Annotated in this window: 21 protein-coding genes and 1 pseudogene; 14 read left to right on the forward strand and 8 right to left on the reverse strand. The window is 71.2% G+C overall.

Going from position 1 to position 22,977, the window contains the following annotated elements; translation table 11 throughout:
- Positions 1 to 73: 73 nt before the first annotated feature.
- From ACWGIH_RS41230 to paaA, 6 genes are all read right to left on the reverse strand, one after another.
- Positions 74 to 1,207 (reverse strand): acyl-CoA dehydrogenase family protein, encoded by a 1,134-nt coding sequence (locus ACWGIH_RS41230; protein WP_453451362.1) that lies wholly within the window; start codon positions 1,205 to 1,207, stop codon positions 74 to 76.
- 139 nt (positions 1,208 to 1,346) lie between these two features.
- A complete protein-coding gene (gene paaE / locus ACWGIH_RS41235; protein WP_453451363.1) occupies positions 1,347 to 2,423 on the reverse strand; it encodes a 1,2-phenylacetyl-CoA epoxidase subunit PaaE in 1,077 nt (358 codons plus the stop codon).
- Positions 2,423 to 2,914, reverse strand: a complete 492-nt coding sequence (gene paaD / locus ACWGIH_RS41240) for a 1,2-phenylacetyl-CoA epoxidase subunit PaaD (protein WP_453451364.1) — start codon at positions 2,912 to 2,914, stop codon at positions 2,423 to 2,425. The genes paaE and paaD overlap by 1 nt, the downstream gene beginning before the upstream one ends.
- Positions 2,908 to 3,660, reverse strand: coding sequence for a 1,2-phenylacetyl-CoA epoxidase subunit PaaC (paaC, locus tag ACWGIH_RS41245; RefSeq protein WP_453451365.1), 753 nt, complete (start codon positions 3,658 to 3,660; stop codon positions 2,908 to 2,910). Before paaC ends, paaD begins: the two co-directional genes overlap by 7 nt.
- Positions 3,657 to 3,947 (reverse strand): 1,2-phenylacetyl-CoA epoxidase subunit PaaB, encoded by a 291-nt coding sequence (paaB, locus tag ACWGIH_RS41250; RefSeq protein ID WP_160506146.1) that lies wholly within the window; start codon positions 3,945 to 3,947, stop codon positions 3,657 to 3,659. Before paaB ends, paaC begins: the two co-directional genes overlap by 4 nt.
- The gene (paaA, locus tag ACWGIH_RS41255) at positions 3,944 to 4,942 is read right to left on the reverse strand and encodes a 1,2-phenylacetyl-CoA epoxidase subunit PaaA (protein ID WP_453451366.1); all 999 of its coding nucleotides are present in this window, start codon (positions 4,940 to 4,942) and stop codon (positions 3,944 to 3,946) included. The genes paaB and paaA overlap by 4 nt, the downstream gene beginning before the upstream one ends.
- A gap of 221 nt (positions 4,943 to 5,163) precedes the next feature.
- On the opposite strand from paaA, the gene ACWGIH_RS41260 reads away from it, so the two are divergent.
- Genes ACWGIH_RS41260 through ACWGIH_RS41270 form a run of 3 tightly spaced genes read left to right on the forward strand, consistent with a single transcriptional unit; the run spans position 5,164 to position 8,079 of the window.
- Complete coding sequence (locus ACWGIH_RS41260) at positions 5,164 to 6,030, forward strand: DUF5819 family protein (RefSeq protein WP_453451367.1); 867 nt, start codon at positions 5,164 to 5,166, stop codon at positions 6,028 to 6,030.
- Positions 6,027 to 7,283 carry an HTTM domain-containing protein gene (locus ACWGIH_RS41265; RefSeq protein WP_453451368.1) on the forward strand — a complete coding sequence of 419 codons (1,257 nt, stop codon included), beginning with the start codon at positions 6,027 to 6,029 and terminating at the stop codon, positions 7,281 to 7,283. The genes ACWGIH_RS41260 and ACWGIH_RS41265 overlap by 4 nt, the downstream gene beginning before the upstream one ends.
- A gap of 16 nt (positions 7,284 to 7,299) precedes the next feature.
- The gene (locus ACWGIH_RS41270; RefSeq protein WP_453451369.1) at positions 7,300 to 8,079 is read left to right on the forward strand and encodes a TrmH family RNA methyltransferase; all 780 of its coding nucleotides are present in this window, start codon (positions 7,300 to 7,302) and stop codon (positions 8,077 to 8,079) included.
- A gap of 16 nt (positions 8,080 to 8,095) precedes the next feature.
- On the opposite strand, the gene paaN is transcribed toward ACWGIH_RS41270, so the two are convergent.
- Entirely contained in the window at positions 8,096 to 9,787 is a 1,692-nt protein-coding gene (paaN, locus tag ACWGIH_RS41275) for a phenylacetic acid degradation protein PaaN (RefSeq protein WP_453451370.1), read from the reverse strand.
- 193 nt (positions 9,788 to 9,980) lie between these two features.
- Here paaN and ACWGIH_RS41280 point away from each other — a divergent pair, with 193 nt between their 5' ends.
- Together ACWGIH_RS41280 and ACWGIH_RS41285 are read left to right on the forward strand one after the other, a co-directional pair.
- Positions 9,981 to 11,495 (forward strand): 3-hydroxyacyl-CoA dehydrogenase, encoded by a 1,515-nt coding sequence (locus tag ACWGIH_RS41280; protein WP_453451371.1) that lies wholly within the window; start codon positions 9,981 to 9,983, stop codon positions 11,493 to 11,495.
- Positions 11,492 to 12,085 carry a TetR/AcrR family transcriptional regulator gene (locus ACWGIH_RS41285; RefSeq protein WP_453451372.1) on the forward strand — a complete coding sequence of 198 codons (594 nt, stop codon included), beginning with the start codon at positions 11,492 to 11,494 and terminating at the stop codon, positions 12,083 to 12,085. Before ACWGIH_RS41280 ends, ACWGIH_RS41285 begins: the two co-directional genes overlap by 4 nt.
- A 21-nt stretch (positions 12,086 to 12,106) precedes the next feature.
- Here ACWGIH_RS41285 and ACWGIH_RS41290 read toward each other — a convergent pair whose 3' ends face one another.
- A complete protein-coding gene (locus ACWGIH_RS41290) occupies positions 12,107 to 12,673 on the reverse strand; it encodes an Lrp/AsnC family transcriptional regulator (RefSeq protein ID WP_453451373.1) in 567 nt (188 codons plus the stop codon).
- A 190-nt stretch (positions 12,674 to 12,863) separates the two neighbouring features.
- On the opposite strand from ACWGIH_RS41290, the gene pdhA reads away from it, so the two are divergent.
- The 9 genes and pseudogenes from pdhA (at position 12,864) to ACWGIH_RS41335 (ending at position 22,860) form a co-directional block, all read left to right on the forward strand.
- The gene (gene pdhA, locus ACWGIH_RS41295; protein ID WP_453451374.1) at positions 12,864 to 14,054 is read left to right on the forward strand and encodes a pyruvate dehydrogenase (acetyl-transferring) E1 component subunit alpha; all 1,191 of its coding nucleotides are present in this window, start codon (positions 12,864 to 12,866) and stop codon (positions 14,052 to 14,054) included.
- Complete coding sequence (locus ACWGIH_RS41300; RefSeq protein WP_453451375.1) at positions 14,051 to 15,079, forward strand: alpha-ketoacid dehydrogenase subunit beta; 1,029 nt, start codon at positions 14,051 to 14,053, stop codon at positions 15,077 to 15,079. Before pdhA ends, ACWGIH_RS41300 begins: the two co-directional genes overlap by 4 nt.
- Positions 15,079 to 16,617, forward strand: a complete 1,539-nt coding sequence (locus ACWGIH_RS41305; protein WP_453451376.1) for a dihydrolipoamide acetyltransferase family protein — start codon at positions 15,079 to 15,081, stop codon at positions 16,615 to 16,617. The genes ACWGIH_RS41300 and ACWGIH_RS41305 overlap by 1 nt, the downstream gene beginning before the upstream one ends.
- Positions 16,618 to 16,940: 323 nt before the next feature.
- Positions 16,941 to 17,801, forward strand: a pseudogene (locus tag ACWGIH_RS41310) (NTP transferase domain-containing protein); the annotation flags it as partial.
- Positions 17,802 to 18,025: 224 nt separating this feature from the next.
- Positions 18,026 to 19,570 carry a molybdopterin-binding protein gene (locus ACWGIH_RS41315; RefSeq protein ID WP_453451377.1) on the forward strand — a complete coding sequence of 515 codons (1,545 nt, stop codon included), beginning with the start codon at positions 18,026 to 18,028 and terminating at the stop codon, positions 19,568 to 19,570.
- A complete protein-coding gene (locus tag ACWGIH_RS41320; RefSeq protein WP_453451378.1) occupies positions 19,558 to 20,679 on the forward strand; it encodes a potassium channel family protein in 1,122 nt (373 codons plus the stop codon). Before ACWGIH_RS41315 ends, ACWGIH_RS41320 begins: the two co-directional genes overlap by 13 nt.
- A gap of 39 nt (positions 20,680 to 20,718) precedes the next feature.
- Positions 20,719 to 21,696 carry an NAD(P)H-quinone oxidoreductase gene (locus ACWGIH_RS41325; protein ID WP_453451379.1) on the forward strand — a complete coding sequence of 326 codons (978 nt, stop codon included), beginning with the start codon at positions 20,719 to 20,721 and terminating at the stop codon, positions 21,694 to 21,696.
- 102 nt (positions 21,697 to 21,798) lie between these two features.
- Positions 21,799 to 22,197, forward strand: a complete 399-nt coding sequence (locus tag ACWGIH_RS41330; protein ID WP_453451380.1) for a hypothetical protein — start codon at positions 21,799 to 21,801, stop codon at positions 22,195 to 22,197.
- 120 nt (positions 22,198 to 22,317) lie between these two features.
- Positions 22,318 to 22,860, forward strand: a complete 543-nt coding sequence (locus tag ACWGIH_RS41335; RefSeq protein ID WP_249588835.1) for a bacterial proteasome activator family protein — start codon at positions 22,318 to 22,320, stop codon at positions 22,858 to 22,860.
- The last annotated feature ends 117 nt before the right edge of the window (positions 22,861 to 22,977 follow it).

Consider the following 22,977-nt stretch of genomic DNA (forward strand, 5'->3'; position numbering starts at 1 on the left):
CAGCGGGGCTTTGGGCCCTGAGTTTTGTGCCTTGGGCTTGGGCTTTGGGGCTCAGGTTTTGGGTCTGCGGCCTTCAGCCGAGGGGGTGGGCGGCCAGTAGGTCGCCGAGGGCCTCCTCGTGTGCCGCTGCCGGGCCGAGGGACAGCTCCAGTTGCTTGGCCCACGCGTGGTAGCGGTGCAGGGGGTAGTCGGTGTCGGATCCGAAGCCGCCGTGCAGATGCTGTGCTGTCTGCACCACCCTTCGTACGCCGTCCGATGCCCAGATCTTGGCGACGGCCACGTCTCCCGTGGCGGGTAGTGCGCCGCTCGCGCCGGTGCTGATGCGCCAGGCGGCCTGCCAGAGGGTGACCTCCATCGCGCGCAGGTCGATGTAACGGTCGGCCGCCTGCACCGCCACGGCCTGGAACGTGGCGACGGGGAAGCCGAACTGCTCGCGCTTGCCGGTGTATTCGCTCGTCATGCTCAGCACGTTTTCACCGAGGCCGAGCGCGAGGGCGCAGGTTCCGGTGGTGAGCAGGTCGCGCAGCCAGTCCCAGGCTGCGTCGGTCTCGATGACGTCGGCGCCGTCGATCCGAACGGATTCGAGGCTGATCTCGCCGAGGCGTTCGCCGCTCGTGGATGCCTGCTCGGCGAGGGTGAGGCCGTCGTGCTCGCGGGGGATCAGGGCGAGGACGGTGCGTCCTGCGGGTGTGTGGGCGGGCACCACGATGAGGTCGGCGTTCTGTGCCCAGGGCACGGCGGTCTGTGTGCCGTCGAGCAGCCAGGCGTCGCCGTCCTGGCGTGCGGTGACGGCCAGTTCGGCGGGGTCGTGGCCGCTGCGGCCGTTCGCCGCGACGGTCAGGACGAGTTCGCCGCGGCCTGCTTTCGGCAGGATGCGCTGCTTCAACTCCTGGCTGCCGTAGGTCTGTATGGCGTACGCGGCGGCGCTGCTCTCCAGGAGTGGCACTCGGGCGAGCTTCTTCGCGGCCTCGCGCAGGACCAGGCAGAGGGCGATGGCGTCGAGGCCTGCGCCGCCGTGCTCGGGGGCGAGGAGCAGGCTCAGCAGGTCGGCTTCGGCGAGCTTGGCCCACAGGGGGCGGTCGAAGTCCTCGGCGACGGCGTCCGGTACGAGGGCGGGGCTCGGTACTCCGTCGGGTGTGACGGAGGCGAAGAGCGCCTTTGCCGCCTCGACTGCGGCCTGCTGTTCCTCGGTGAAGGTGAAGTCCACTGCTTGTCCTCCCGCGCACCGGCCCGACGGTTCTGTCCTTGCCACGCCCGCCGTTTCTGACGGGTCGTCAAGATAGAACAGGTTCTACGGGAAGGGAACAGCGAGGCCGCAGTCGAGGGGGTGGGCGGTGGGACGGTCCTCAGCGGTCGAAGTCCAACTCCACGGTGTCCGTGGCCGGGTGGGACTGGCACGCGAGCACGTAGCCCGCTTCGGTCTCCTCCGGCTCCAGGGCGAAGTTGCGGTCCATCCGCACCTCGCCCGAGACCCGGAAGGCCCGGCAGGTCCCGCACACCCCGCCCTTGCAGGCGTACGGCGCGTCCGCGCGGTTGCGCAGCACGGTGTCGAGGAGGGATTCGCCGTCCTTCACCGGCCAGGTGCCGGATCGCCCGTCGAGCGTCACCGTCACGGTGCTGTGCGCGGGGGTGGTCGTCGTGCCGGCGGGGATGGGGGAGGCGAGTCCGCCGTCCACGTGGAAGATCTCCTGGTGGATGCGCTGACGCGTCACGCCGAGGCCGCGCAGTGTCTTCTCCGCGCCCTGCACCAGACCGAGGGGCCCGCACAGGAACCAGCCCGCGATCTCCTGGACGGGCAGCAGCGCCGGCAGCAGCCTGCTGAGCCGCTCCTCGTCGAGCCGTCCGGAGTCGAGGCCCGACTGCTGCTCCTCCCGGGAGAGCACGGTGACCAGCTGGAATCGGTCCGGCCAGCGGTCCTTGAGGTCGGCGACCTCCTCCAGGAACATCGTCGACGCGGCGGTGCGATCGCTCCGTATGAGACAGAACGTGGCGTGTGGTTCGCGTTCGAGGAGTGTCGTGACGATGGAGAGCACCGGGGTGATCCCGCTGCCGCCGACCACCGCTGCATAGCGGCCGGGTGCCGGTTCCAGCGTGAAGCGCCCGGCGGGGGTCATCACTTCGAGAAGGTCGCCGACGGCGATTTCCTTCAGGGCGTACGTCGAGAAGGCGCCGCCTTCGACGAAGCGCACCCCGACCCGCAGGGTTCGCGGCTCCGAGGGGCTCTCGGGGTGGGGCGCGGGTGCGCAGATCGAGTACGTGCGCCGGATCTCGGTGCCGTCGGCGAAGCGGCGGAGGGCGAGGTGCTGGCCCGGCACGAAGCGGTACTCCTCGCGCAGGGCGGGGGGCACGTCGAAGGTCAGCGTCACGGAGTCGTCGGTGAGCCGCTCGACCGCCGCTACCCGGAGCTGGTGGAAGCGGGCCATCACAGCTCCTTGAAGTGGTCGAAGGGTTCACGGCAGGAGACGCACCGGCGCAGAGCCTTGCAGGCCGTCGACGAGAAGCGGCTGAGCAGTTCGGTGTCGGTCGAGCCGCAGTGCGGGCAGCGGACCGAGAGGGTGAGGGGGATCGGACCGCCGGCGCTGTGCGGGCGCGGGGGCGCGATGCCGAACTCCGCCAGTTTGCGGCGGCCCTCGGCGCTGATGTCGTCCGTCGACCAGGCGGGGGAGAGCACGGTGCGCACGGAGATCTCCGCCATGCCGCGCTCACGCAGGACCTGCTCGATGTCGGCGGTCATGGTCTCTATGGCCGGGCAGCCGGTGTACGTGGGGGTCAGTTCGACGTCGACCTTGCCGATGCCGCGGACGTGGACGCCGCGCAGCACTCCGAGCTCGGCCAGGGTGATGACCGGCAGCTCCGGGTCGGGCACGGAGCCCGCCAGGGCAAGGAGCTCTTCCTCGAGGGCGGTGGTCACCATGACGCCCCCGGGTGGCTGCGGTGGAGGTGCTGCATCTCGGCGAGCATCCGTCCGAAGGATTCGGTGTGCAGGCCTTGGCGGCCCGCGCCCGCCGCCCAGGCCCCTTCTTGCGGGCCGGTGGGCACGGTCAGGGTCGCTTTTTCGATGACGGCGGTCACCGAGGCCGTCCAGCTCGTGTGCAGCGCCGTCCAGTCGACGCCTGCCGAGCCGGCCGTCGCGTAGTCGAGGCCTTCCACCGGCTGGAACATCTCGCCGGTGAACCGCCAGAGCGTGTCGAGCCCGCGCTGCATCCGCTCATGGCTCTCCGCGGTGCCGTCACCGAGCCGCAGCGTCCACTGCTCCGCGTGGTCCTGGTGGTAGGCGACTTCCTTGACCGCTTTCGCCGCCAGCGGGGCGAAGGTGCTGTCGCCGTTCGCCAACTCGCCGTACAGCAGGGTTTGGTACGTGGAGAAGTAGAGCTGGCGGGCGATGGTGTGGGCGAAGTCGCCGTTCGGCTGCTCGACCAGCTGGAGGTTGCGGAAGGCGCGTTCCTCGCGCAGGTAGGCCAGTTCGTCCTCGTCCCCGGCCAGGGAGAGCAGGACGCGTGCTTGGCCGAGCAGGTCGAGGGCGATGTTCGCCAGGGCTACCTCTTCTTCGAGGACGGGCGCGTGACCCGCCCACTCCCCCAGTCGGTGCGAGAGCACCAGGGCGTCGTCACCCAGGGCGAGAGCGGTGGCGGTGGCCGTCGGGGCAAGTGGCGCGGTCACAGGTGCTTCACCCCGTCCGGGATGTCGTAGAAGGTCGGGTGGCGGTAGGGCTTGTCACCCGCCGGTTCGAAGAAGGAGTCCTTCTCGTCGGGCGATGAGGCGGTGATCTGGGTGGACGGCACGACCCAGATCGAGACGCCTTCGCTCCTGCGGGTGTAGAGGTCGCGGGCGTTGCGCAGGGCCATTTCCGCGTCCGGCGCGTGCAGGCTGCCCGCGTGCGTGTGGGAGAGCCCACGGCGGGAGCGCACGAACACCTCCCACAGCGGCCAGTCGGTCGAGCTGCTCATACTTTCGCCTCCCCGTGCTTGGCGGCGAACGCCGCTGCTGCCTCGCGCACCCACGCGCCTTCTTCATGCGCGCTCCTGCGCTGTGTGATCCGCTGGTCGTTGCACGGGCCGTTGCCCTTGAGGACCGCCCAGAACTCCGTCCAGTCGATCGGGCCGAAGTCGTGATGTCCCCGCTCCTCGTTCCACACGAGGTCCGGGTCGGGGAGCGTGAGCCCGAGGGACTCGGCCTGGGGGACGCAGATGTCCACGAAGCGCTGGCGCAGCTCGTCGTTCGAGTGACGCTTGATCTTCCAGGTCATCGACTGCTCCGAGTGCGACGACTCGTCGTCGGGTGGGCCGAACATCATCAGGGACGGCCACCACCAGCGGTCCACCGCGTCCTGCGCCATGGCGTGCTGGGCCTCGGTGCCCTGGCTGAGGGCGAGCAGCGATTCATATCCCTGGCGCTGGTGGAACGACTCCTCCTTGCAGACGCGGACCATCGCGCGGGCATAGGGGCCGTACGAGCAGCGGCAGAGCGGGACTTGGTTCGTGATCGCGGCGCCGTCCACCAGCCAGCCGATCGCGCCGACGTCGGCCCAGGTCAGCGTGGGGTAGTTGAAGATCGACGAGTACTTCTGGCGGCCCGAGTGCAGTTTGTCGAGCAGCTCGTCACGGCTGGTGCCCAGGGTCTCGGCCGCGCTGTACAGATACAGGCCGTGACCGGCTTCGTCCTGGACCTTGGCCATCAGGATCGCCTTGCGCCGCAGGGACGGGGCGCGCGTGATCCAGTTGGCCTCCGGCTGCATGCCGATGATCTCGGAGTGGGCGTGCTGGGCGATCTGCCTGACCAGTGAGGCGCGATAGGCGTCGGGCATCCAGTCCCGGGGCTCGATGCGCTCGTCGGCGGCGACCGCGGCGTCGAATGCCGCTTCGTGCTCCGCCGTGCGTGCGGCGTCGGCCGCTGCCTGGTCCGGCCCGGACCGGGCCGTCTGATGCTCGGCTGCTGTCGCCATCGCGGTCCCCCTCGACCTTTAGCTAGCTACCGACCGATCGTTCGGTTCGTGGAATTCAATGGTGCGGCTCAGCGCCATAAGGTGTCAACCCTGTGGATAACTTCACGGACGCTGTGCCTGGCGCGCAGGCATGAGTACCGTTCCGCTGCGACGGGCGGTAGAGAGCCGTGTGACGGGCGGCCGACGGGCGCATCACCGTGCGGGATCGGAATCGGGGCCAAATGGACGCGAACGACAACAATGCGCACGAGTCGCCGCCCCCGGCCTTCGACGCTGTCCCCTCGCCCGCCGACGGCGCCCCCGCCGCCCCGCCGTCGGAAGCCGCCCCGGGAGCGGGCCCGGATGCCGCCCCGGGAGCCACCCGCCCGGGAAACACGCCGCCCCATCCCCCGGCGACAGCGGCCCCGCCCGAGCCCCGCGCCGGTATCGCCGCCCTCTCCCCGCGCTACCAGGCGGTGGCCGCGCTCGCACTCGCGCTCATCGCCGTCACGGCCTGCGTCCACGTCGGGATGCTCTTCCTGCATGTCGCCCCCGCGAACACCATGACCAAGCAGCACGGGCAGGCCGTCGATGACTGGATCTACCCCGAGTTCGAGCAGAACTGGAAGCTCTTCGCTCCCAACCCGATGCAGCAGAACATCGCGGTGCAGGCCCGCGCCGAGATCCGCACGGTCGACGGGTCGACCCGGACCACCGACTGGTACGACCTCTCGGCGCGCGACGGCGCCGCCATCGACGGCAATCTGCTGCCCAGCCATACGCAGCAGAACGAACTGCGCAGGGCCTGGGACTTCTACGTGGCCGCGCACGACGCGCAGAATCGTCCCCGCGGCTTGCGCGGGCAGCTCTCGGAGCGCTACATCCGCCGCATCGTGATGATGCGCGTCGAGCGTGAGCAACCCCTGGGCCGGGGCGCCACCATCGAGCGCATCCAGGTCCGCTCCAGGACCACGAATGTGCCGCCCCCCGAGTGGAGCGACGAGAAGGTCGCGACGAAACCGGTGATCCGGCAACTGCCGTGGTGGTCCGTGACACCCGACGACATGCCCCTGGGCCAGGCCCGGGGAGCTGAGGTGGACGCCCGATGAACCGCTTCGGCTCCCTGCTCGGGCGCGGCATCGAGTGGGTCACCGCGTCCGCTCTCGGCCCCTATCAGACCGCCGTGATCCGTATCGGGTTCGCCGCCACCTGGCTGCTCTTCCTGTTGCGCGAACTCCCCCACCGCCAGGAGCTCTACGGCCCCGACAGCCCGTGGAGCTGGGACATGGCCCAGCAGCTCATCGCGGAGAACGACGCCTTCACGGCCCTGATGTGGTCCGACGGACGCGTGTGGTTCGAGGTCGTCTACGTACTCGCCATCCTCAGCAGTGCCCTGCTGATGCTCGGCTGGCGCACACGCACGATGTCCGTGCTCTTCATGATCGGCGTGCTCTCGCTGCAGAACCGCTCCATCTTCATGGGCGACGGCGGTGACAACGTCATCCACCTCATGGCCACCTACTTGGTGTTCACGCGCTGCGGCCAGGTCTGGTCGCTCGACGCCCGCCGCGCGGCACGCGCGCGTGCCGCGTCCGTCGATCAGGGGGAGACGCCGGTCGACCTGGCGAAGACGGCACAGCGCGCCGACAGGGTCGGGCCCGTGCTGTGGTGGGTCCTCGGGCTCGGACTGTCCGTGGTGACGTTCATGGGGGAGCTCAGCGGGGGCTGGCTGCTGGTCTTCTGGGGGCTGTGGTGCGCGCACGCCCTGTGGTGGGCCGTCGGACGGCGCGCGCCCGACGGCGAGGCGCGCAAGCTGCTCGACGTCATCGTCAGGCTCGCGCACAACGCCGCACTGCTGGTGATCATGGTCGAGGCGTGTCTGATCTACGCGACGGCCGGCTGGTACAAGATCCAGGGCAGCCGTTGGCAGGACGGCACGGCCGTCTACTACCCGTTGCGCCTCGACTACTTCTCCCCCTGGCCGGCACTCTCCGACCTGCTCGTCTCGCACGGCCTCATGGTGATGCTGGTGACGTACGGGACGGTCGCCGTGCAGGTCGCCTTCCCCTTCACCCTCTTCAACAGGCGGGTCAAGAACGTCCTCCTCGCGGCGATGATCTTCGAGCACGCGGTCATCGCGGTCCTCCTCGGCCTGCCCTTCTTCTCGCTCGCGATGATCGCGGCCGACGCGGTGTTCCTGCCGACGACGTTCCTGCGCCGTGTGGGCGGATGGACGGCACGCGCGCGTGGAGCGCTGTTCGCGCGTCTGCCGCGCCCCGGCGCGGTGCCGGGGCAGCGTGGGACGGACGACGAACCGGCCCCGGAAACCACCGAGCACGCGCGCGTAGGCTTTCCCTCATGAACGGGACGTACGTGGGATGAGCGGGACGCACCAGCGTGACCCGGACGGTGCCGTGCGTGCCTGGCGAGAGAGCGCCGAGACCTCCGTACTCCTCGACGGCTTCCACGCCATCAAGCACGCGCTGCGCTTCGAGGCACACGTCCCCTCGGCGCTGACCAGTGACAGGGCGGCCGTGCTCGCCCTCGCCGACGAGCTCGCGCCGGATGTGCGGGACGCCCTCGACGCGCTCCTCGTCCAGGTACCGGACAGCGCCCTGCGCGCCCTTGTGCCGCGTCTGCATCCCACGGGAGTGGCGGCCCTGGCGGCACGCCCTTCCCGCACGGCCAACCTCGACGCGCTGGCCCGTATGCCGAGGAGCGCGCCGGTCGTCGTCCTCGACGATCCCCGCAATCTGGGCAACGCCGGGGCTGTGATCCGGCTCGCGGCGGGGTTCGGGGCGACGGGAGTCGTCACCACCGGCACGCTCGACCCCTGGCATCCCACGGTCGTACGCGGCGGCGCGGGCCTGCACTTCGCCACGGCCGTCGAGCGGATGGACGTCGCTGAGCTGCCGCCGGGGCCGGTGTTCGCACTCGACGCGGAGGGCGATGACATCCGCGGTCTCAAGCTGCCGGACGATGCCGTGCTGGCCTTCGGGTCCGAGCGCAGCGGTCTGTCGGCGCCGCTGAGGGAGCGCGCCGATCACCTGGTGTCCCTGCCGATGCGGCCCCAGGTCTCCAGCTACAACCTGGCCACCAGCGTCGGCATGACGCTCTTCCACTGGTCGGCGGGCAGGCCTCCGGGCGTGGAGGCCTGAACCCGCCGCCGGAGCGTCAGGCGTCCCTGCGGATCTCCACCACACGGAAGCGGTTGGCCACGAAGGCGCCGTCGCACAGGGCGGCGTTCGCGGCGGGGTTGCCGCCCGAGCCGTGGAAGTCCGAGAAGGCCGCCGTCTGGTTCACATAGACGCCGCCCGTGAGGTTCAAGGAGAGCTGGGCGCACTCCTCGAGGCAGGCCTCCTCCACGGCGCCGGACACCTCGTCCGACGTCGTGTACGCGCCGACCGTCATCGCACCCTTGTCGCGCACCGTGCGGCGCAGCAGCTCCACGGCGTCCGCGGCCGAGCCGACCGCCACGGCGAAGGAGACGGGACCGAAGCACTCGTCCAGATAGACCGCCTCGGCGTCCGGCTTCGCGCCGTCCAGCTTGACGATGACCGGGGTGCGGACCACGGCGTCAGGAAACTCGGGGTTGCTGATCTCCCGTGAGGGGAGGGCCACTTCGCCGAGTCCTGCCGCCGCCTCCAGGCGGGCCTTCACGTCCGGGTTGACCAGGGCGCCGAGGATGCCGTTCGCGCGGGCGTCGTCGCCGAGCAGGCCGTTCACCGATGCGGCGAGGTCGGACACCACGTCGTCGTACGACTTCGCTCCGGCGTCCGTCGTGATGCCGTCCCGGGGGATCAGGAGGTTCTGCGGCGTCGTGCACATCTGGCCGCTGTAGAGCGACAGGGAGAAGGCCAGGTTGGACAGCATCCCCTTGTAGTTGTCCGTCGAGTCGACGACGACCGTGTTCACGCCGGCCTTTTCCGTGTAGACCTGCGCCTGGCGGGCGTTGGCCTCCAGCCAGTCGCCGAAGGCGGTCGACCCCGTGTAGTCGATGATCTTGATCTCGGGGCGGACGGCAAGGGTCTTGGCGATGCCCTCGCCCGGTCGCTCGGCGGCCAGGCACACCAGGTTCGGGTCGAAGCCCGCGTCGGCGAGGGCCTCCCGCGCGATGCGCACCGTCAGCGCGAGCGGGAGCACCGCGCGCGGGTGGGGCTTGACCAGGACGGGGTTGCCGGTGGCCAGGGAGGCGAACAGGCCCGGGTAGCCGTTCCACGTCGGGAAGGTGTTGCAGCCGATCAGGAGCGCGATGCCGCGTGCCACGGGTGTGAAGCGCTTGTCCAGGCCGATCGGGTCCCGCTTGCCCTGGGGCTTGGACCACTCCGCGTTGTCGGGGGTGCGGGCCTGCTCGACGTACGCGTACGCCACCGCTTCGAGGCCGCGGTCCTGGGCGTGCGGTCCGCCCGCCTGGAACGCCATCATGAAGGCCTGGCCGCTGGTGTGCATGACGGCGTGCGCCATCTCGTGCGTGCGGGCGCTGATGCGCGACAGGATCTCCAGACAGACCATCGCGCGCACTTCCGCGCCCGCCTCGCGCCAGGCGCGCATCCCGGTGCGCATCGCCGGCAACAGCGTGTCGATGTCCGGGTGGGGGTACGTGATGCCCAGCTCGGGCCCGTACGGAGAGACTTCCGCGCCTGTCCAGTCGTCCGTGCCCGGTTGGTCGAGCTCGAAGCGGCTGCCCAGGAGGGCGTCGAAGGCGGCTTTGCCGTCCGGCAGGCTCAGGCTGCCGTTCTCGCCGTAGGCCTTGGGGTGTTCGGGGTGCGGCGACCAGTACGCGCGCGTGCGGATCGTCTCCAGCGCCTGGTCGAGTGTGGGCCGGTGCGTGGCGATCAGCTGGTGCGCGGTGAGTTCGGCGGCCATATCGGACCAACTCCTCGTCGAGCCGGCTCTTCGTCGAGCCGGCGAGCTGGGCAGGGCAGTGCGGGAACGGACGGACAGAGCTAGAGTAACCGAACGATCGGTCGGTACAAGGGGGTCCGCCGAACCTGTGGACAACTTCTCGCCGGGCACCCCCGCACCTCCGGCGGACACCTCGTGCGGGAGGATCGCGAGCATGACAGCACTCGAGCTCAGCAGCCCCGTTGCCGTGGTCGGCACCGGCACCATGGGCCAGGGCATCGCCCAGGTCGCCCTGCTGGCGGGCCACCCCGTGCGGCTGTACGACGCCGTGGAGGGGCAGGCGAAAGCCGCGGCCTCGGCGATCGGCGCACGTCTGGACCGACTCGTCGAGAAGGGCAGGCTCACGGCTGACGACCGGTCCGCAGCGGGGGACCGGCTCGCACCGGTCGCCGGCCTCGCCGAGCTCACCGGGTGCGGACTCGTCATCGAGGCGATCCTGGAGCAACTGCCGGTCAAGCAGCGCCTCTTCGAAGAGCTGGAAGAGATAGTCGACGAGAACTGTCTCCTCGCCACGAACACGTCCTCCCTCTCCGTCACCGCCATCGCGGGCACGCTCAAGAAGCCCGGCCGCTTCGTCGGCCTGCACTTCTTCAACCCCGCGCCGCTGCTTCCCCTCGTCGAGGTCGTCAGCGGCTCCGCGACCGACGAAACGGCGGCCACGCGCGCGTACGAGACGGCGCGCGCCTGGGGCAAGACACCGGTGCGCAGCGCGGACACCCCCGGCTTCATCGTCAACCGCGTCGCCCGCCCCTTCTACGCGGAGGCGCTGCGCCTGCACGAGGAGCGGGCCGCCGACCCGGCCACCATCGACGCCGTCCTGCGCGAATGCGGCGGCTTCAAAATGGGCCCCTTCGAGCTCACCGACCTCATCGGCCAGGACGTGAACGAGGCCGTCACCCGCTCCGTATGGGAGTCCTTCTTCCAGGACCCCAAGTTCACGCCGTCTCTCGCCCAGCGCCGCCTCGTCGAATCGCGCCGCCTGGGCCGCAAGTCGGGGCAGGGCTGGTACGCGTACGGAGACGACGCCCCGCGCGCGGAGCCGCACACCGCGGCGCCCGCGGCGGCCCCGGCGTCCGTCGCGGTGCACGGGAAGCTGTTCCAGGCGCACGCCCTCGTCGAGCTGATCGTCGGCGCCGGGATCGACGTCGCGTACGAGGAGCCCATCGACCCCGACCACCCGGGCTGGATCGAACTGCCCGCAGGCGGCAAGCTCTTCCTTGCCGACGGCTGTGCCGCGGACGACGCCGACGCACCGGTCATCCACTTCGACCTCGCGCTGGACTACAGGTCGGCGACCAGGATGGCCCTGGCGCCCGCCGCGACGGTCCGCGAGGACCAGCTCGGCGAGGCCGTGGGTCTCTTCCAGGCGCTGGGCAAGCAGGTCAGCGTCGTCGCCGACGTCCCGGGGCTGATCGTGGCCCGTACCGTCGCCATGCTCGTCGACTTCGCCCAGGACGCCGTCGCGCGCGGTGTCGCCGACAAGGAGGACGTCGACACGGCGATGCGCCTGGGCGTCAACTACCCGCGCGGACCGCTCGCGTGGGGCGAGGAACTCGGCGCGGGCTGGGTCCGCGAAACGCTGGAGAGCCTGCACCTGGAGTACCCCACCGGCCGCTACGCGCCCTCCCCGGCGCTGCGCCGCGCGGCAGCGCGAGAGGACCACTCATGACCACCACCAGGCGCGACACGTACACCCCGGAGACCCTCCTGACGGTGGCGGTCCGGGTCTTCAACGAGCGCGGTTACGACGGCACCTCCATGGAGCACCTCTCCAAGGCCGCCGGGATCTCCAAGTCCTCGATCTACCACCACGTCTCCGGCAAGGAGGAGCTGCTCCGCCGCGCGGTGAGCCGTGCGCTCGACGGGCTCTTCGGGATCCTCACCGAGGACCACGCGCGCGTGGGCACCGCGGTGCAGCGCCTGGAGCACGTCACGCGGCGCACCGTCGAGGTGCTGATCGCGGAACTGCCCTACGTCACGCTGCTGCTGCGCGTGCGCGGCAACACGGACACCGAGCGGTGGGCCATGGAGCGGCGCAGGGAGTTCGACCAGCAGGTCGCCGACCTCCTCAAGGAGGCCGTGGCCGACGGCGACCTGCGCTCGGACGTCGAGCTGCGCCTCGCCACCCGGCTGCTCTTCGGGATGATCAACTCCATTGTGGAGTGGTACCGCCCGGACGCCCGTGGTGCCTCGTCGGGCGAGCAGGTCGCCGACGCCGTCGTCCAGCTGGCCTTCGCGGGGCTGCGCAGCGGCGGCTGACGGAACGGTCCTCCGGCCCGGTCAGCTCTCCGGCTCCAGGTCGTCCTCCTCGAAGACCAGCAACGTACGCGTGCTGAGTACTTCGGGGATGGACTGCAGCCGGGTCAGGACCAGCTCGCGCAGCGCTCGGTTGTCCGGCGTGTGCACCAGGAGAAGTACGTCGAAGTCGCCGCTGACCAGCGCGATGTGAGAGGCGCCCGGCAGCGTGCGCAGATGTTCGCGGACCGTGCGCCAGGTGTTCTGGACGATCTTGAGCGTGATGTACGCGGACGCGCCCTGGCCCGCTCGCTCATGGTTGATCCGGGCGCCGAAGCCACGGATCACGCCGTCGTCGATGAGCCGGTTGATGCGTGCGTACGCGTTCGCCCGTGACACGTGGACGCGCTCGGCCACGGCCCGTATCGACGCGCGACCGTCCGTGTGCAGGATCTGCAGGATGTCGCGGTCGATCGAGTCCAGCGGACGGGGCAGGGGCTCCTGGCGGTCGCCGGCCGGGTCCCTCGGGCGGGGCAGACCCTCCTGGCGGTCACCGGACCGGCCTTCCGGACGATCACCGTCGCGTCCGTCGGCCATTCGTTCAGATGCCATGTCCCCCCGCCTCCCTACCATGGACGTACTGCATCCATCCCAGGCTGTGCAGAACCGTTTGTCCACAGCCTGGAGGTGCCTGTAGCCAAAATGTGCCGACGACCGAACAATCGGTAGGTGAGGCGCCTCACATTGCCGCGCCTCCTTTGCCGCTCCCACGAGGAGATCGCTTCCACATGGAGGTGCCGACATGACGGTCATGGAGCAGCGGGGCGTCTACCGGCCCACCCCGCCACCCGCATGGCAGCTCAGGACCGATCCCGCGCCGCTGCTGCCCGACGCCGAGCCGTATCGCGTCCTGGGCACCGAGGCCGCCGGCAAGGCCGACGAGGAGCTCCTGGCCCGTCTGTACGCCCAGCTGGTGCGCGGACGGCGGTACAACACGCAGGCGACGGCCCTGACGAAGCAGGGCAGACTCGCCGTCTACCCCTCCAGCACCGGTCAGGAGGCGTGCGAGGTGGCCGCCGCGCTCGTCCTGGAGGAGCGGGACTGGCTCTTCCCCAGCTACCGGGACACGCTCGCCGCGGTCGCCCGAGGCCTCGACCCCGTCCAGGCGCTGACCCTGCTGCGCGGCGACTGGCACACCGGGTACGACCCGCGCGAGCACCGCATAGCGCCCCTGTGCACCCCTCTCGCGACCCAGCTCCCGCACGCCGTGGGACTCGCGCACGCCGCCCGCCTCAAGGGTGACGACGTGGTCGCGCTCGCCATGGTGGGCGACGGCGGCACGAGCGAGGGCGACTTCCACGAGGCGCTGAACTTCGCGGCCGTCTGGCAGGCACCCGTCGTCTTCCTGGTGCAGAACAACGGATTCGCGATCTCCGTGCCGCTCGACAAGCAGACGGCCGCCCCGTCCCTGGCCCACAAGGCCGTCGGGTACGGAATGCCGGGACGCCTGGTGGACGGCAACGACGCGGCGGCGATGCACGAGGTGCTGAGCGAAGCGGTCTCCCGTGCGCGGGAAGGCGGCGGCCCCACGCTCGTCGAGGCCGTGACCTACCGCATGGACGCCCACACGAACGCCGACGACGCCACGCGCTACCGCGGGGACGCCGAGGTCGAGGCCTGGCGGGCGCACGACCCGATCGTGCTTCTGGAGAGGGAGCTGACCGAGCGCGGCCTCCTCGACGAGAGCCGGATGCGGGCGGCCCGCGACGACGCCGAGGCCATGGCCGCCGATCTGCGAGAACGCATGAACCAGGACCCCGAGCTCGACCCCATGGACCTGTTCGGCCACGTGTACGCCGAGCAGACCTCCCAACTGCGCGAACAAGCGGCTCAGTTGCGGGCCGAGCTGGAGGCGTCCGACGAGCACGGCACGGACGGCACCGACGGCACGGATGGCATGAACGGCATGAACGGCGAGGAGAACGCGCGATGAGTACGGTCGCGGCCGAACGGGCCACCAAGAAGGCGGCCAAACCGGCCACCATGGCGCAGGCGCTCGGGCGCGCGCTGCGCGACTCCCTGGCCGACGACCCGGCCGTGCATGTCCTCGGAGAGGACGTCGGGGCACTCGGCGGGGTCTTCCGGGTCACCGACGGACTCACCAAGGAGTTCGGCGAGGACCGCTGCACGGACACACCGCTCGCCGAGGCCGGCATCCTGGGGACGGCCGTCGGCATGGCGATGTACGGGCTGCGGCCCGTCGTCGAGATGCAGTTCGACGCGTTCGCCTACCCCGCCTTCGAACAGCTCATCTCCCACGTGGCGAAGATGCGCAACCGCACCCGGGGCGCGATGCCGCTGCCCATCACGGTCCGCGTGCCGTACGGCGGTGGCATCGGCGGAGTCGAGCACCACAGCGACTCCTCCGAGGCGTACTACATGGCGACCCCAGGGCTGCATGTCGTCACGCCCGCCACGGTCGCCGACGCCTACGGCCTGCTGCGGGCCTCCATCGCCTCCGACGACCCGGTCGTCTTCCTGGAGCCCAAGCGCCTCTACTGGTCCAAGGCCGACTGGAACCCGGACGCGCCGCAGGCCGTTGAACCCATAGGCAAAGCCGTGGTGCGGCGCCCCGGGCGCAGCGCCACGCTCCTCACATACGGGCCGTCCGTCCCTGTCTGCCTGGAGGCTGCCGAGGCGGCGGTGGCCGAGGGGTGGGACCTCGAAGTGGTCGACCTGCGGTCCCTCGTCCCCTTCGACGACGAGACGGTGGCCGCGTCCGTGCGGCGGACCGGGCGCGCCGTGGTCGTGCACGAGTCGAACGGATTCGGCGGGCCCGGCGGCGAGATCGCCGCTCGCGTCACCGAGCGGTGCTTCCACCACCTGGAGGCGCCGGTCCTGCGCGTCGCCGGATTCGACATTCCGTATCCGCCGCCGATGCTGGAGCGGCATCACCTGCCGGGCGTGGACCGGATCCTGGACGCGGTCGCGCGGCTGCAGTGGGAGGCGGACAGCTGATGGCGCCCGGTCTGAACGTGAACAGCCTTGAGTTCAAGCTGCCGGATCTCGGTGAGGGGCTCACGGAGGCGGAGATCGTCCGCTGGCTCGTGCAGGTCGGCGACTTCGTCGCGGTGGACCAGCCCGTCGTCGAGGTGGAGACGGCCAAGGCGATGGTCGAGGTGCCCTGCCCGTACGAGGGTGTGGTGACGGCCCGGTTCGGCGAGGAGGGGGTCGAACTGCCGGTGGGAGCGCCCTTGTTGACGGTCGCCGTCGGCGCCCCGGCCGGAGCGGCGGACATGTCTGCGGCCGCGTCTGCGGCCCCGGAGGAACCGGCGGAGCGAGCCCTGCAGGCGGCTGCCGCCGAGGAGTCGTCCGGCAACGTGCTGGTCGGGTACGGCACGGCGGCGGCGCCCGCGCGGCGCAGGCGGGTGCGATCGGTGGGGTTCGGCACGAAGACCGCGCCGAAGACCGCATCGAATACCGCGTCGAAGACCGTCGCGCGGCCAGCACCGCGGACCGCCCCACCGGGCGAGCCTTCCAGGCCGAGGGAGGATCTCTCCAGGCCGCAGAAGCCCGCCGAACGCGGCACCGCGGCGGACCCGGGCACCCTTCCCCGCCCCGACGGCCCGATACCGGTCATCTCACCGCTCGTACGCAAGCTGGCCCGTGAGAACGGCGTGGAGCTCCGGGAACTGACGGGCACCGGCCCGGACGGGCTGATCATGCGGGCCGACGTGGAGAGCGCCATCGCGGCGGAGCGGACGGCCGCGGACACGGCTCCGATCACGCGCACGCCGGTGGGACCGGCGAGCGAGGAGACGCCTGGCGTGTCGACGGGGGCGCAGGAGCGCTATCCGCTGACCGGCATCCGCGGCCTCGTCGCGGACAAGATGTCCCGCAGCAGGCGCGAGATACCGGAGGCCACCTGCTGGGTCGACGCCGACGCGACCGAACTGCTCGCGGCGCGCGCCGCGATGAACGCCGCCGTGAAGGAGGGCGCAGCCAAGGAGGGCGCGGGCCAGAAAATCTCGCTGCTAGCGCTGTTCGCCCGGATCAGCGTGGCCGCGCTGACTCGTTACCCGATGCTCAACTCCACCGTGGACATGGAGGCGCGCGAGGTGGTCCGGCTCGCCGGGGTCCACCTTGGTTTCGCCGCGCAGACCGACCGTGGTCTGGTCGTCCCGGTGGTGCGTGACGCGCACACGCGGACCACCGAATCGGTCAACGCCGAGCTGATCCGTCTCACGGAGTCGGCGAGGGACGGGAAGCTGACGCCGGGGGAACTGACGGGCGGCACGTTCACGTTGAACAACTACGGGGTGTTCGGGGTCGACGGCTCCACGCCGATCATCAATCACCCCGAGGCCGCCATGCTCGGCGTGGGCCGGATCGTGCCCAAGCCATGGGTGCACCAGGGGGAGTTGGCGGTGCGGCACGTCGTGCAGCTCTCGCTCACCTTCGACCACCGGGTGTGCGACGGCGGCACGGCGGGCGGGTTCCTGCGGTTCGTGGCGGACTGTGTGGAGCAGCCCGCGATGCTGCTGCGGTCGGTGTGAGGAGGCCCGTGATGCTGCCGCGGTCGGTGTGAGGAGGACCGGGGCGGTGGTGCGGGCGACGGCGCGGTGATGTGAGTCTGCGTACAGAGGTGATGTGAGACCCCGTACGAGGGGTGGCATTGATCCTTCGTGCGCTCATACTCGGGGGCATGACCGCGCAGAGGGCTCCGGGTGGCGCTGACTCCGCCACTTCGGACGCCGCCCCGAACGATCGTCGGCATGCCGACCCGCCCGATCCTCGGCATGCCGCCACGGCCGATGCCGCGAACACGTCCCCGCAGGCCTCCCCGCATGCCTCCCCGAGCGCCCTTCCGTACGACGCCGTGGTGCTTGCGGGCGGCGGCGCGAGGCGGCTCGGCGGTGCGGACAAGCCGGGCCTGCGGGTGGGCGGCCGCGCACTGCTCGACCGCGTGCTCGGCGCGTGTTCCGGCGCCGAGGCGACCGTGGTCGTCGCCTCGCCCCGCCCGACCGCCCGACCCGTGCGGTGGGCGCGCGAGGAACCCGCCGGGGCGGGCCCGCTCGCCGCGCTCGACGCGGGGCTGCGGTGTACGGAGGCGGAGCAGGTGGTGGTGCTCTCCGCCGACCTGCCGTTCCTGGAGGAGCGGACGGTGGGCGGCCTCCTCGCCGAGTTGCGGGAGAGCGGCGCTGACGGCGCTGTCCTGAGAGATGCCGGCGGCCGGGATCAGCCGCTGGTCGCCGCCTATCGCGGTGCCGCGCTGAAGCGTGAGATCGCGAAGCTCGCCGCCGAGCACGACGGTCTGACGGGACTTCCGCTGCGGTCCCTCACCGCGCGGCTCGAACTCACTCGGGTCACCGACGCGGTGGCCTCCTTCGACTGCGACACCTGGGACGACATCGCGGCCGCTCGGGCCCGCATCAGGGAGCATGGGCACGTGTTGGATGAATGGATTTCCGCAGTCAAGGACGAACTGGGCATCGAGCTCGACGTCGACACCGGCCTGTTGCTCGACCTCGCCCGCGACGCCGCACACGGCGTGGCCAGGCCTGCGGCACCGCTGACCACCTTCCTGGTGGGGTACGCGGCGGCGCTGGCCGCGCAGGGTGGCGGGCCCGAAGCGGTCGCCGACGCGGCCCGCAAGGCGGCGGCGCTGGCCACCCGGTGGGCGCAGGAGGGCGACTCCGACGCGGGGCCCGCCGGTGCGCCTGGTGTGGCGCCGGAGGCGATCCGCGGCGGAAAGCCGGCTGCCGCGCCCGACGCCACCCAGCAGGCCCAGCAGCCCATCCGCCCCGGCGCCACCCAGCAGGCCCAGCAGTCCCCCCGCCCCGACGCCACCCGGCAACCCGACGCCACACCTCAGGACACCAGCACCAGCCCCGACCCCACGCCTCAGGACACCCGCCCCGACCCGGGGCAGGGCGCGAGGGACGACATGCGGCCGGACGCCGGATGAGTGGGCAGCCCGCGCCGGACGCCGAGCTCGACGAGGCTCTCGCCCTGGTGAACGACGACCACGACCGCAGGGTCGGCAGGCGCGCCGACGCCGGGCCGACAGGCGGCGACCCCCGAAGCGCACGGGACGCCACTGGTGACCTGGGCGACCTGGGCGGCCCCGGCCACGGCACCGTGCCCCAGCCCCCCGCCGCACCCGCACCCGCCTCCAACGCTTCCACCCCCACCGGCCCCACCCACACCGGACCCACTCCTACCGCATCCGCCCCCACCGCACCCACCCCCAGCGGTGACGCCGACCCCAGCGCCCGCCCCGAGCACCGCGACATCACCCCCTGGCCCGCCGCCCGCACCGCTGCCGGGCGCGCCCCGCGGCCCGTGCCCTCCACCTCCGCCCCCGTCACCGTCCCCCTGGGGCGAGCGCTCGGCCTCGTGCTGGCCGCGCCCCTCGTCGCCCTCACCGATCTGCCCTCCTTCGACACCTCCGCGATGGACGGCTGGGTCGTCGCCGGGCCCGGGCCCTGGGATGTCCGGGCCGACGGGATCCTCGCCGGGCACGGGCGGCCCGAGCCGCTCTCCGACGGGGAAGCCGTGCGGATCGCGACCGGGGCGCGGATCCCGCAGGAGGCCACCGCCGTCATCCGCAGCGAGCACGGCCTCACCGACGACAAGGGGCGGCTGCACCCCCGGCGTGATGTCACCCAAGGGCAGGACATCCGGCCCCGTGGCCAGGAATGCCGCTCCGGTGACCAACTCCTGCCGAGCGGCTCCCTGGTGACTCCGGCGGTGCTCGGACTCGCGGCAGCCGCCGGGTACGACGAACTGCCCGTGATCCCCCGGCCCAGTGCCGAAGTGCTGATCCTGGGCGACGAGTTGCTGACCGAGGGGCTCCCCCACGAGGGGCTCATCCGTGACGCGCTCGGGCCCCTGCTGCCGCCCTGGCTGCGCTCGCTCGGCGCCGACGTCATCGCCGTACGCAGGCTCGGTGACGACGCCGAGGCGCTCCACCAGGCACTCACCGGCTCCGCGGCCGACCTCATCGTCACCACCGGTGGTACCGCCTCCGGTCCGGTCGACCACGTTCACCCCATCCTGCGCCGCATCGGTGCCGAACTCCTCGTGGACGGCGTCGCGGTCCGCCCGGGGCACCCGATGCTGCTCGCCCGCCTCCGCCCCGACCAGCACCTCGTCGGCCTGCCCGGCAATCCGCTGGCCGCGGTCTCCGGCCTGCTGACCCTGGCCGAGCCCCTGCTGCGTACGCTCTCGGGGCGCCCTGCCCCGTCGGCGTACACCGCCGTGCTGCGCGAGGACGTGCACGGGCACCCGCACGACACCCGTCTCGTCCCCGTCACCCTCAACGCCGATCACGCCGTGCCCCTGCACTACAACGGCCCGGCGATGCTGCGCGGGATCGCGGTGGCGGACGGGCTCGCGGTCGTACCGCCGGGCGGCGCGCGGCGCGGTCAGGAGCTGGAGGTCCTCGACCTCCCGTGGATCGGGCCGGACCTGCACACCGGCACGGCCGGGGAGTGTTTCACGTGAAACTTCCCGGCCATGACGCCATCGCCCGCAACCCCGACGAGCACCTCGTCACCCATCGGATCAAGCTGCCGCGCCAGATCGTCGAGCGGCCCCTGCGGCAGGTTGCCAAGCGTCTCCTCATGGCGCTCGCGGTGCTCGCCCTGACGACCTTCATCGTCTGGATTGACCGCGACGGCTACCACGACAACTCGGACAACCGCCTCGACTTCCTCGACGCCGCCTACTACTCCACCGTCACGCTCTCGACCACCGGATACGGCGACATCGTCCCGTACAGCGACAGTGCGCGGCTCTGCAACATTCTCCTGATCACGCCGCTGCGCGTGCTCTTCCTGATCATCCTGGTCGGCACCACCCTCGAAGTGCTCACGGAACGTACGCGCGAGGAATGGCGTCTGAACCGCTGGAGGTCCAACTTGCGTGAACACACCGTCGTCGTCGGCTTCGGCACGAAGGGTCGCTCGGCGATCCAGACCGTCTGCGCGACCGGTCTGAAGCCCGAACAGATCGTGGTCGTCGACCCGAGTGCGAAGGTCGTCGACGCCGCCACAGCGGAGGGTTACGCGGGCGTCATCGGTGACGCGACGCGCAGCGATGTGCTGCTGCGTGCCGAGGTGCAGCGAGCCCGGCAGATCATCATCGCGACCCAGCGGGACGACACCGCCGTACTGGTCACGCTCACCGCCCGGCAGATGAACCGGGGGGCGAAGATCGTGGCCGCGGTGCGCGAGGAGGAGAACGCGCCGCTGCTCCGCCAGTCCGGCGCCGACGCCGTGATCACCAGCGCGAGCGCGGCGGGACGACTGCTCGGTCTCTCCGTGCTCAGCCCCAGCGCGGGCATGGTCATGGAGGACCTGATCCAGCAGGGCAGCGGGCTCGATCTCGTCGAGCGGCCGGTGATAAAGGCCGAGGTGGGGATGGGGGTCCGCGAGACGGACGACCTCGTCGTGAGTGTCGTACGCGGTCACCGCGTGCTCGGGTACGACGATCCCGCCGTCGGGAAGCTGCAGTTGATGGACCGTCTGATCACCATCGTGCGGGCGACGCCGACGTCACCGATGGCGCCCGACGCCAAGTCGAATCCGCCGCGCGGAGGTCTGCGCACGTAATCGGACCGTCGGGAAAGAGCAGAGAGTAGCCTCGCCCGCATGCATGCGATCACGATCCCCGAAGCCGGCGGACCCGAAGCGCTCGTATGGGCCGAGGTCCCCGATCCCGTACCCGGCGAGGGTGAGGTGCTGGTCGACGTCGTGGCCAGCGCCGTGAACCGCGCCGATCTGCTCCAGCGCCAGGGCTTCTACAACCCGCCACCCGGATCGTCCCCCTATCCGGGCCTCGAGTGTGCGGGCCGTGTCACCGACATCGGGCCGGGCGTCTCCGGCTGGAAGATCGGCGATGAGGTGTGCGCGCTGCTCGCCGGCGGCGGCTACGCCGAGCAGGTCGTCGTTCCCGCGGGGCAGCTGCTGCCCGTGCCCGACGGCGTCGACCTCGTCACGGCGGCCGCGCTGCCCGAGGTGACCTCGACCGTCTGGTCCAACGTCTTCATGATTTCCCATCTCCGACCCGGCGAGACGTTCCTCGTGCACGGCGGCTCCAGCGGTATCGGCACGATGGCGATCCAGCTGGCGAAGGCCGTCGGCGCCAAGGTGGCGGTCACGGCGGGCACCAAGGAGAAGCTCGACTTCTGTGCGGAGCTCGGTGCGGACATCCTCATCAACTACCGCGAGCAGGACTTCGTGGAGGAGATCAAGAAGGCCACGGACGGCGCGGGCGCGGACGTCATCCTCGACAACATGGGCGCCAAGTACCTGGACCGGAACGTGCAGGCCCTCGCCACCAACGGTCGCCTCGCGATCATCGGCATGCAGGGCGGCGCCAAGGGTGAGCTGAACATCGGCACGCTCCTCAACAAGCGCGCCGCTGTCACCGCGACGTCGCTGCGGGGCCGCCCCGCGGAGGAGAAGGCGTCGATCGTCGCTGCCGTACGCGAGCACGTGTGGCCGCTGATCGCCACCGGTCACGTACGCCCGATCGTCGACCAGACCGTGCCGATGAGTGACGCGGCCGCCGCCCACCGTGTGCTGGAGGAGAGCAACCACATCGGGAAGGTGCTGCTCGTCCGCTAGTCGCGGCGCGGGTCACTCGAGATGCCGGACAAGCGTCACCATGTGACGCTTGCTCCAGCTTCAGTGATCTCTCCGACCCGGTAACGGGAGGGAGCCGGCGCGGTGACTCCATGGCTTCGCCCCTTGTTGGTCCTGACGGTGCTGATGGCCGTCTCCCCTGTCTCCCTCTCGTACGCGTCGTACGCGGTCGAGCCCTCTCCCGGCGAGACCCGCGCCGGGAGCGTCTCCGGTGAAGGACGTGCCAGGCCCGGCCGGGACGAGCCCCCGCCGTCGGCCGCGGCGTCCGAGCCGCCCCGCAGGCCGCCGCGGCAGATCCCCACGCACGCCGACACCCCGGCCCAGGTGCGGCCCCAGGGCCGGGCGACCACGGCGTCCGACGTCTCCCGGCGGACGGCCACCGAGCCCGTCGTACCCGCCCTTCGTGTCCTGCCGCTCGGCAGCGGCCTGGTCCTGATCGGCCTCGGTCTCGGGTTCTTCGCGGTGCGGCTGCGCCGCGGCTGACACGGACGGACGGCTGACACAGAGGGACGACTGACACCTCCGGCCCCTTCGTACACGGTGGATCAGCGGCAAATGGGGGCACCACCGATGTGTGATGTACGGGTGCGAGAGAATGGCGGCATGGAGATGCCGAGGAACGAAAGGTCGCCCGAGAGCCCGCAGGTCCTGGTCGTGGGCCAGGACGGAATGGCACTCGGCGGCGGCGGAGACGACGAATCCCGCGAGGTCCCGGTGACGGACATGGTCGAACAGCCGGCGAAGGTCATGCGCATCGGCAGCATGATCAAGCAGTTGCTCGAGGAGGTGCGGGCGGCACCTCTCGACGAGGCGAGCCGGGTGCGCCTCAAGGAGATCCACGCCAGTTCGGTCAAGGAGCTCGAGGACGGTCTCGCCCCCGAGCTCGTCGAGGAACTGGAGCGGCTCTCCCTCCCCTTCACCGACGACGGAGTACCCAGCGACGCCGAACTGCGCATCGCGCAGGCTCAGCTGGTGGGCTGGCTCGAGGGGCTCTTCCACGGGATCCAGACGGCCCTCTTCGCGCAGCAGATGGCGGCGCGGGCGCAGCTCGAATCGATGCGGCGCGCGTTGCCGCCCGGTGTGGGCGGCGGCGAGGAGGAAGAGGACGGCGGCATCGCGGGACGGACCGGAGGGCCTTACCTCTAGGCGGCGGCCGGACAGGACGACGCGAAGGGCCCGGCCCCCGGGGGCCGGGCCCCGAGCGGCGGTTATTTGGGTTTCGGCGGGTACCGCGCCCCCCGCACGCCCGGGTGGCCCGGGGGA

Source organism: Streptomyces sp. NPDC054872 (assembly GCF_053610705.1).

Excerpts from the sequence above, each read along its gene's own strand:
- ACWGIH_RS41325 (WP_453451379.1), top strand. The coding sequence starts at position 20,719 with ATGCATGCGATCACGATCCCCGAAGCCGGCGGACCCGAAGCGCTCGTA.
- paaA (WP_453451366.1), bottom strand. The coding sequence starts at position 4,942 with ATGGCGACAGCAGCCGAGCATCAGACGGCCCGGTCCGGGCCGGACCAG.
- paaN (WP_453451370.1), bottom strand. The coding sequence starts at position 9,787 with ATGGCCGCCGAACTCACCGCGCACCAGCTGATCGCCACGCACCGGCCC.
- paaB (WP_160506146.1), bottom strand. The coding sequence starts at position 3,947 with ATGAGCAGCTCGACCGACTGGCCGCTGTGGGAGGTGTTCGTGCGCTCC.
- ACWGIH_RS41335 (WP_249588835.1), top strand. The coding sequence starts at position 22,318 with ATGGAGATGCCGAGGAACGAAAGGTCGCCCGAGAGCCCGCAGGTCCTG.
- ACWGIH_RS41290 (WP_453451373.1), bottom strand. The coding sequence starts at position 12,673 with ATGGCATCTGAACGAATGGCCGACGGACGCGACGGTGATCGTCCGGAA.
- ACWGIH_RS41300 (WP_453451375.1), top strand. The coding sequence starts at position 14,051 with ATGAGTACGGTCGCGGCCGAACGGGCCACCAAGAAGGCGGCCAAACCG.
- paaD (WP_453451364.1), bottom strand. The coding sequence starts at position 2,914 with ATGGTGACCACCGCCCTCGAGGAAGAGCTCCTTGCCCTGGCGGGCTCC.
- ACWGIH_RS41315 (WP_453451377.1), top strand. The coding sequence starts at position 18,026 with ATGAGTGGGCAGCCCGCGCCGGACGCCGAGCTCGACGAGGCTCTCGCC.
- pdhA (WP_453451374.1), top strand. The coding sequence starts at position 12,864 with ATGACGGTCATGGAGCAGCGGGGCGTCTACCGGCCCACCCCGCCACCC.
- ACWGIH_RS41270 (WP_453451369.1), top strand. The coding sequence starts at position 7,300 with ATGAGCGGGACGCACCAGCGTGACCCGGACGGTGCCGTGCGTGCCTGG.
- paaE (WP_453451363.1), bottom strand. The coding sequence starts at position 2,423 with ATGGCCCGCTTCCACCAGCTCCGGGTAGCGGCGGTCGAGCGGCTCACC.
- ACWGIH_RS41260 (WP_453451367.1), top strand. The coding sequence starts at position 5,164 with ATGGACGCGAACGACAACAATGCGCACGAGTCGCCGCCCCCGGCCTTC.
- ACWGIH_RS41265 (WP_453451368.1), top strand. The coding sequence starts at position 6,027 with ATGAACCGCTTCGGCTCCCTGCTCGGGCGCGGCATCGAGTGGGTCACC.
- ACWGIH_RS41305 (WP_453451376.1), top strand. The coding sequence starts at position 15,079 with ATGGCGCCCGGTCTGAACGTGAACAGCCTTGAGTTCAAGCTGCCGGAT.
- ACWGIH_RS41280 (WP_453451371.1), top strand. The coding sequence starts at position 9,981 with ATGACAGCACTCGAGCTCAGCAGCCCCGTTGCCGTGGTCGGCACCGGC.
- ACWGIH_RS41285 (WP_453451372.1), top strand. The coding sequence starts at position 11,492 with ATGACCACCACCAGGCGCGACACGTACACCCCGGAGACCCTCCTGACG.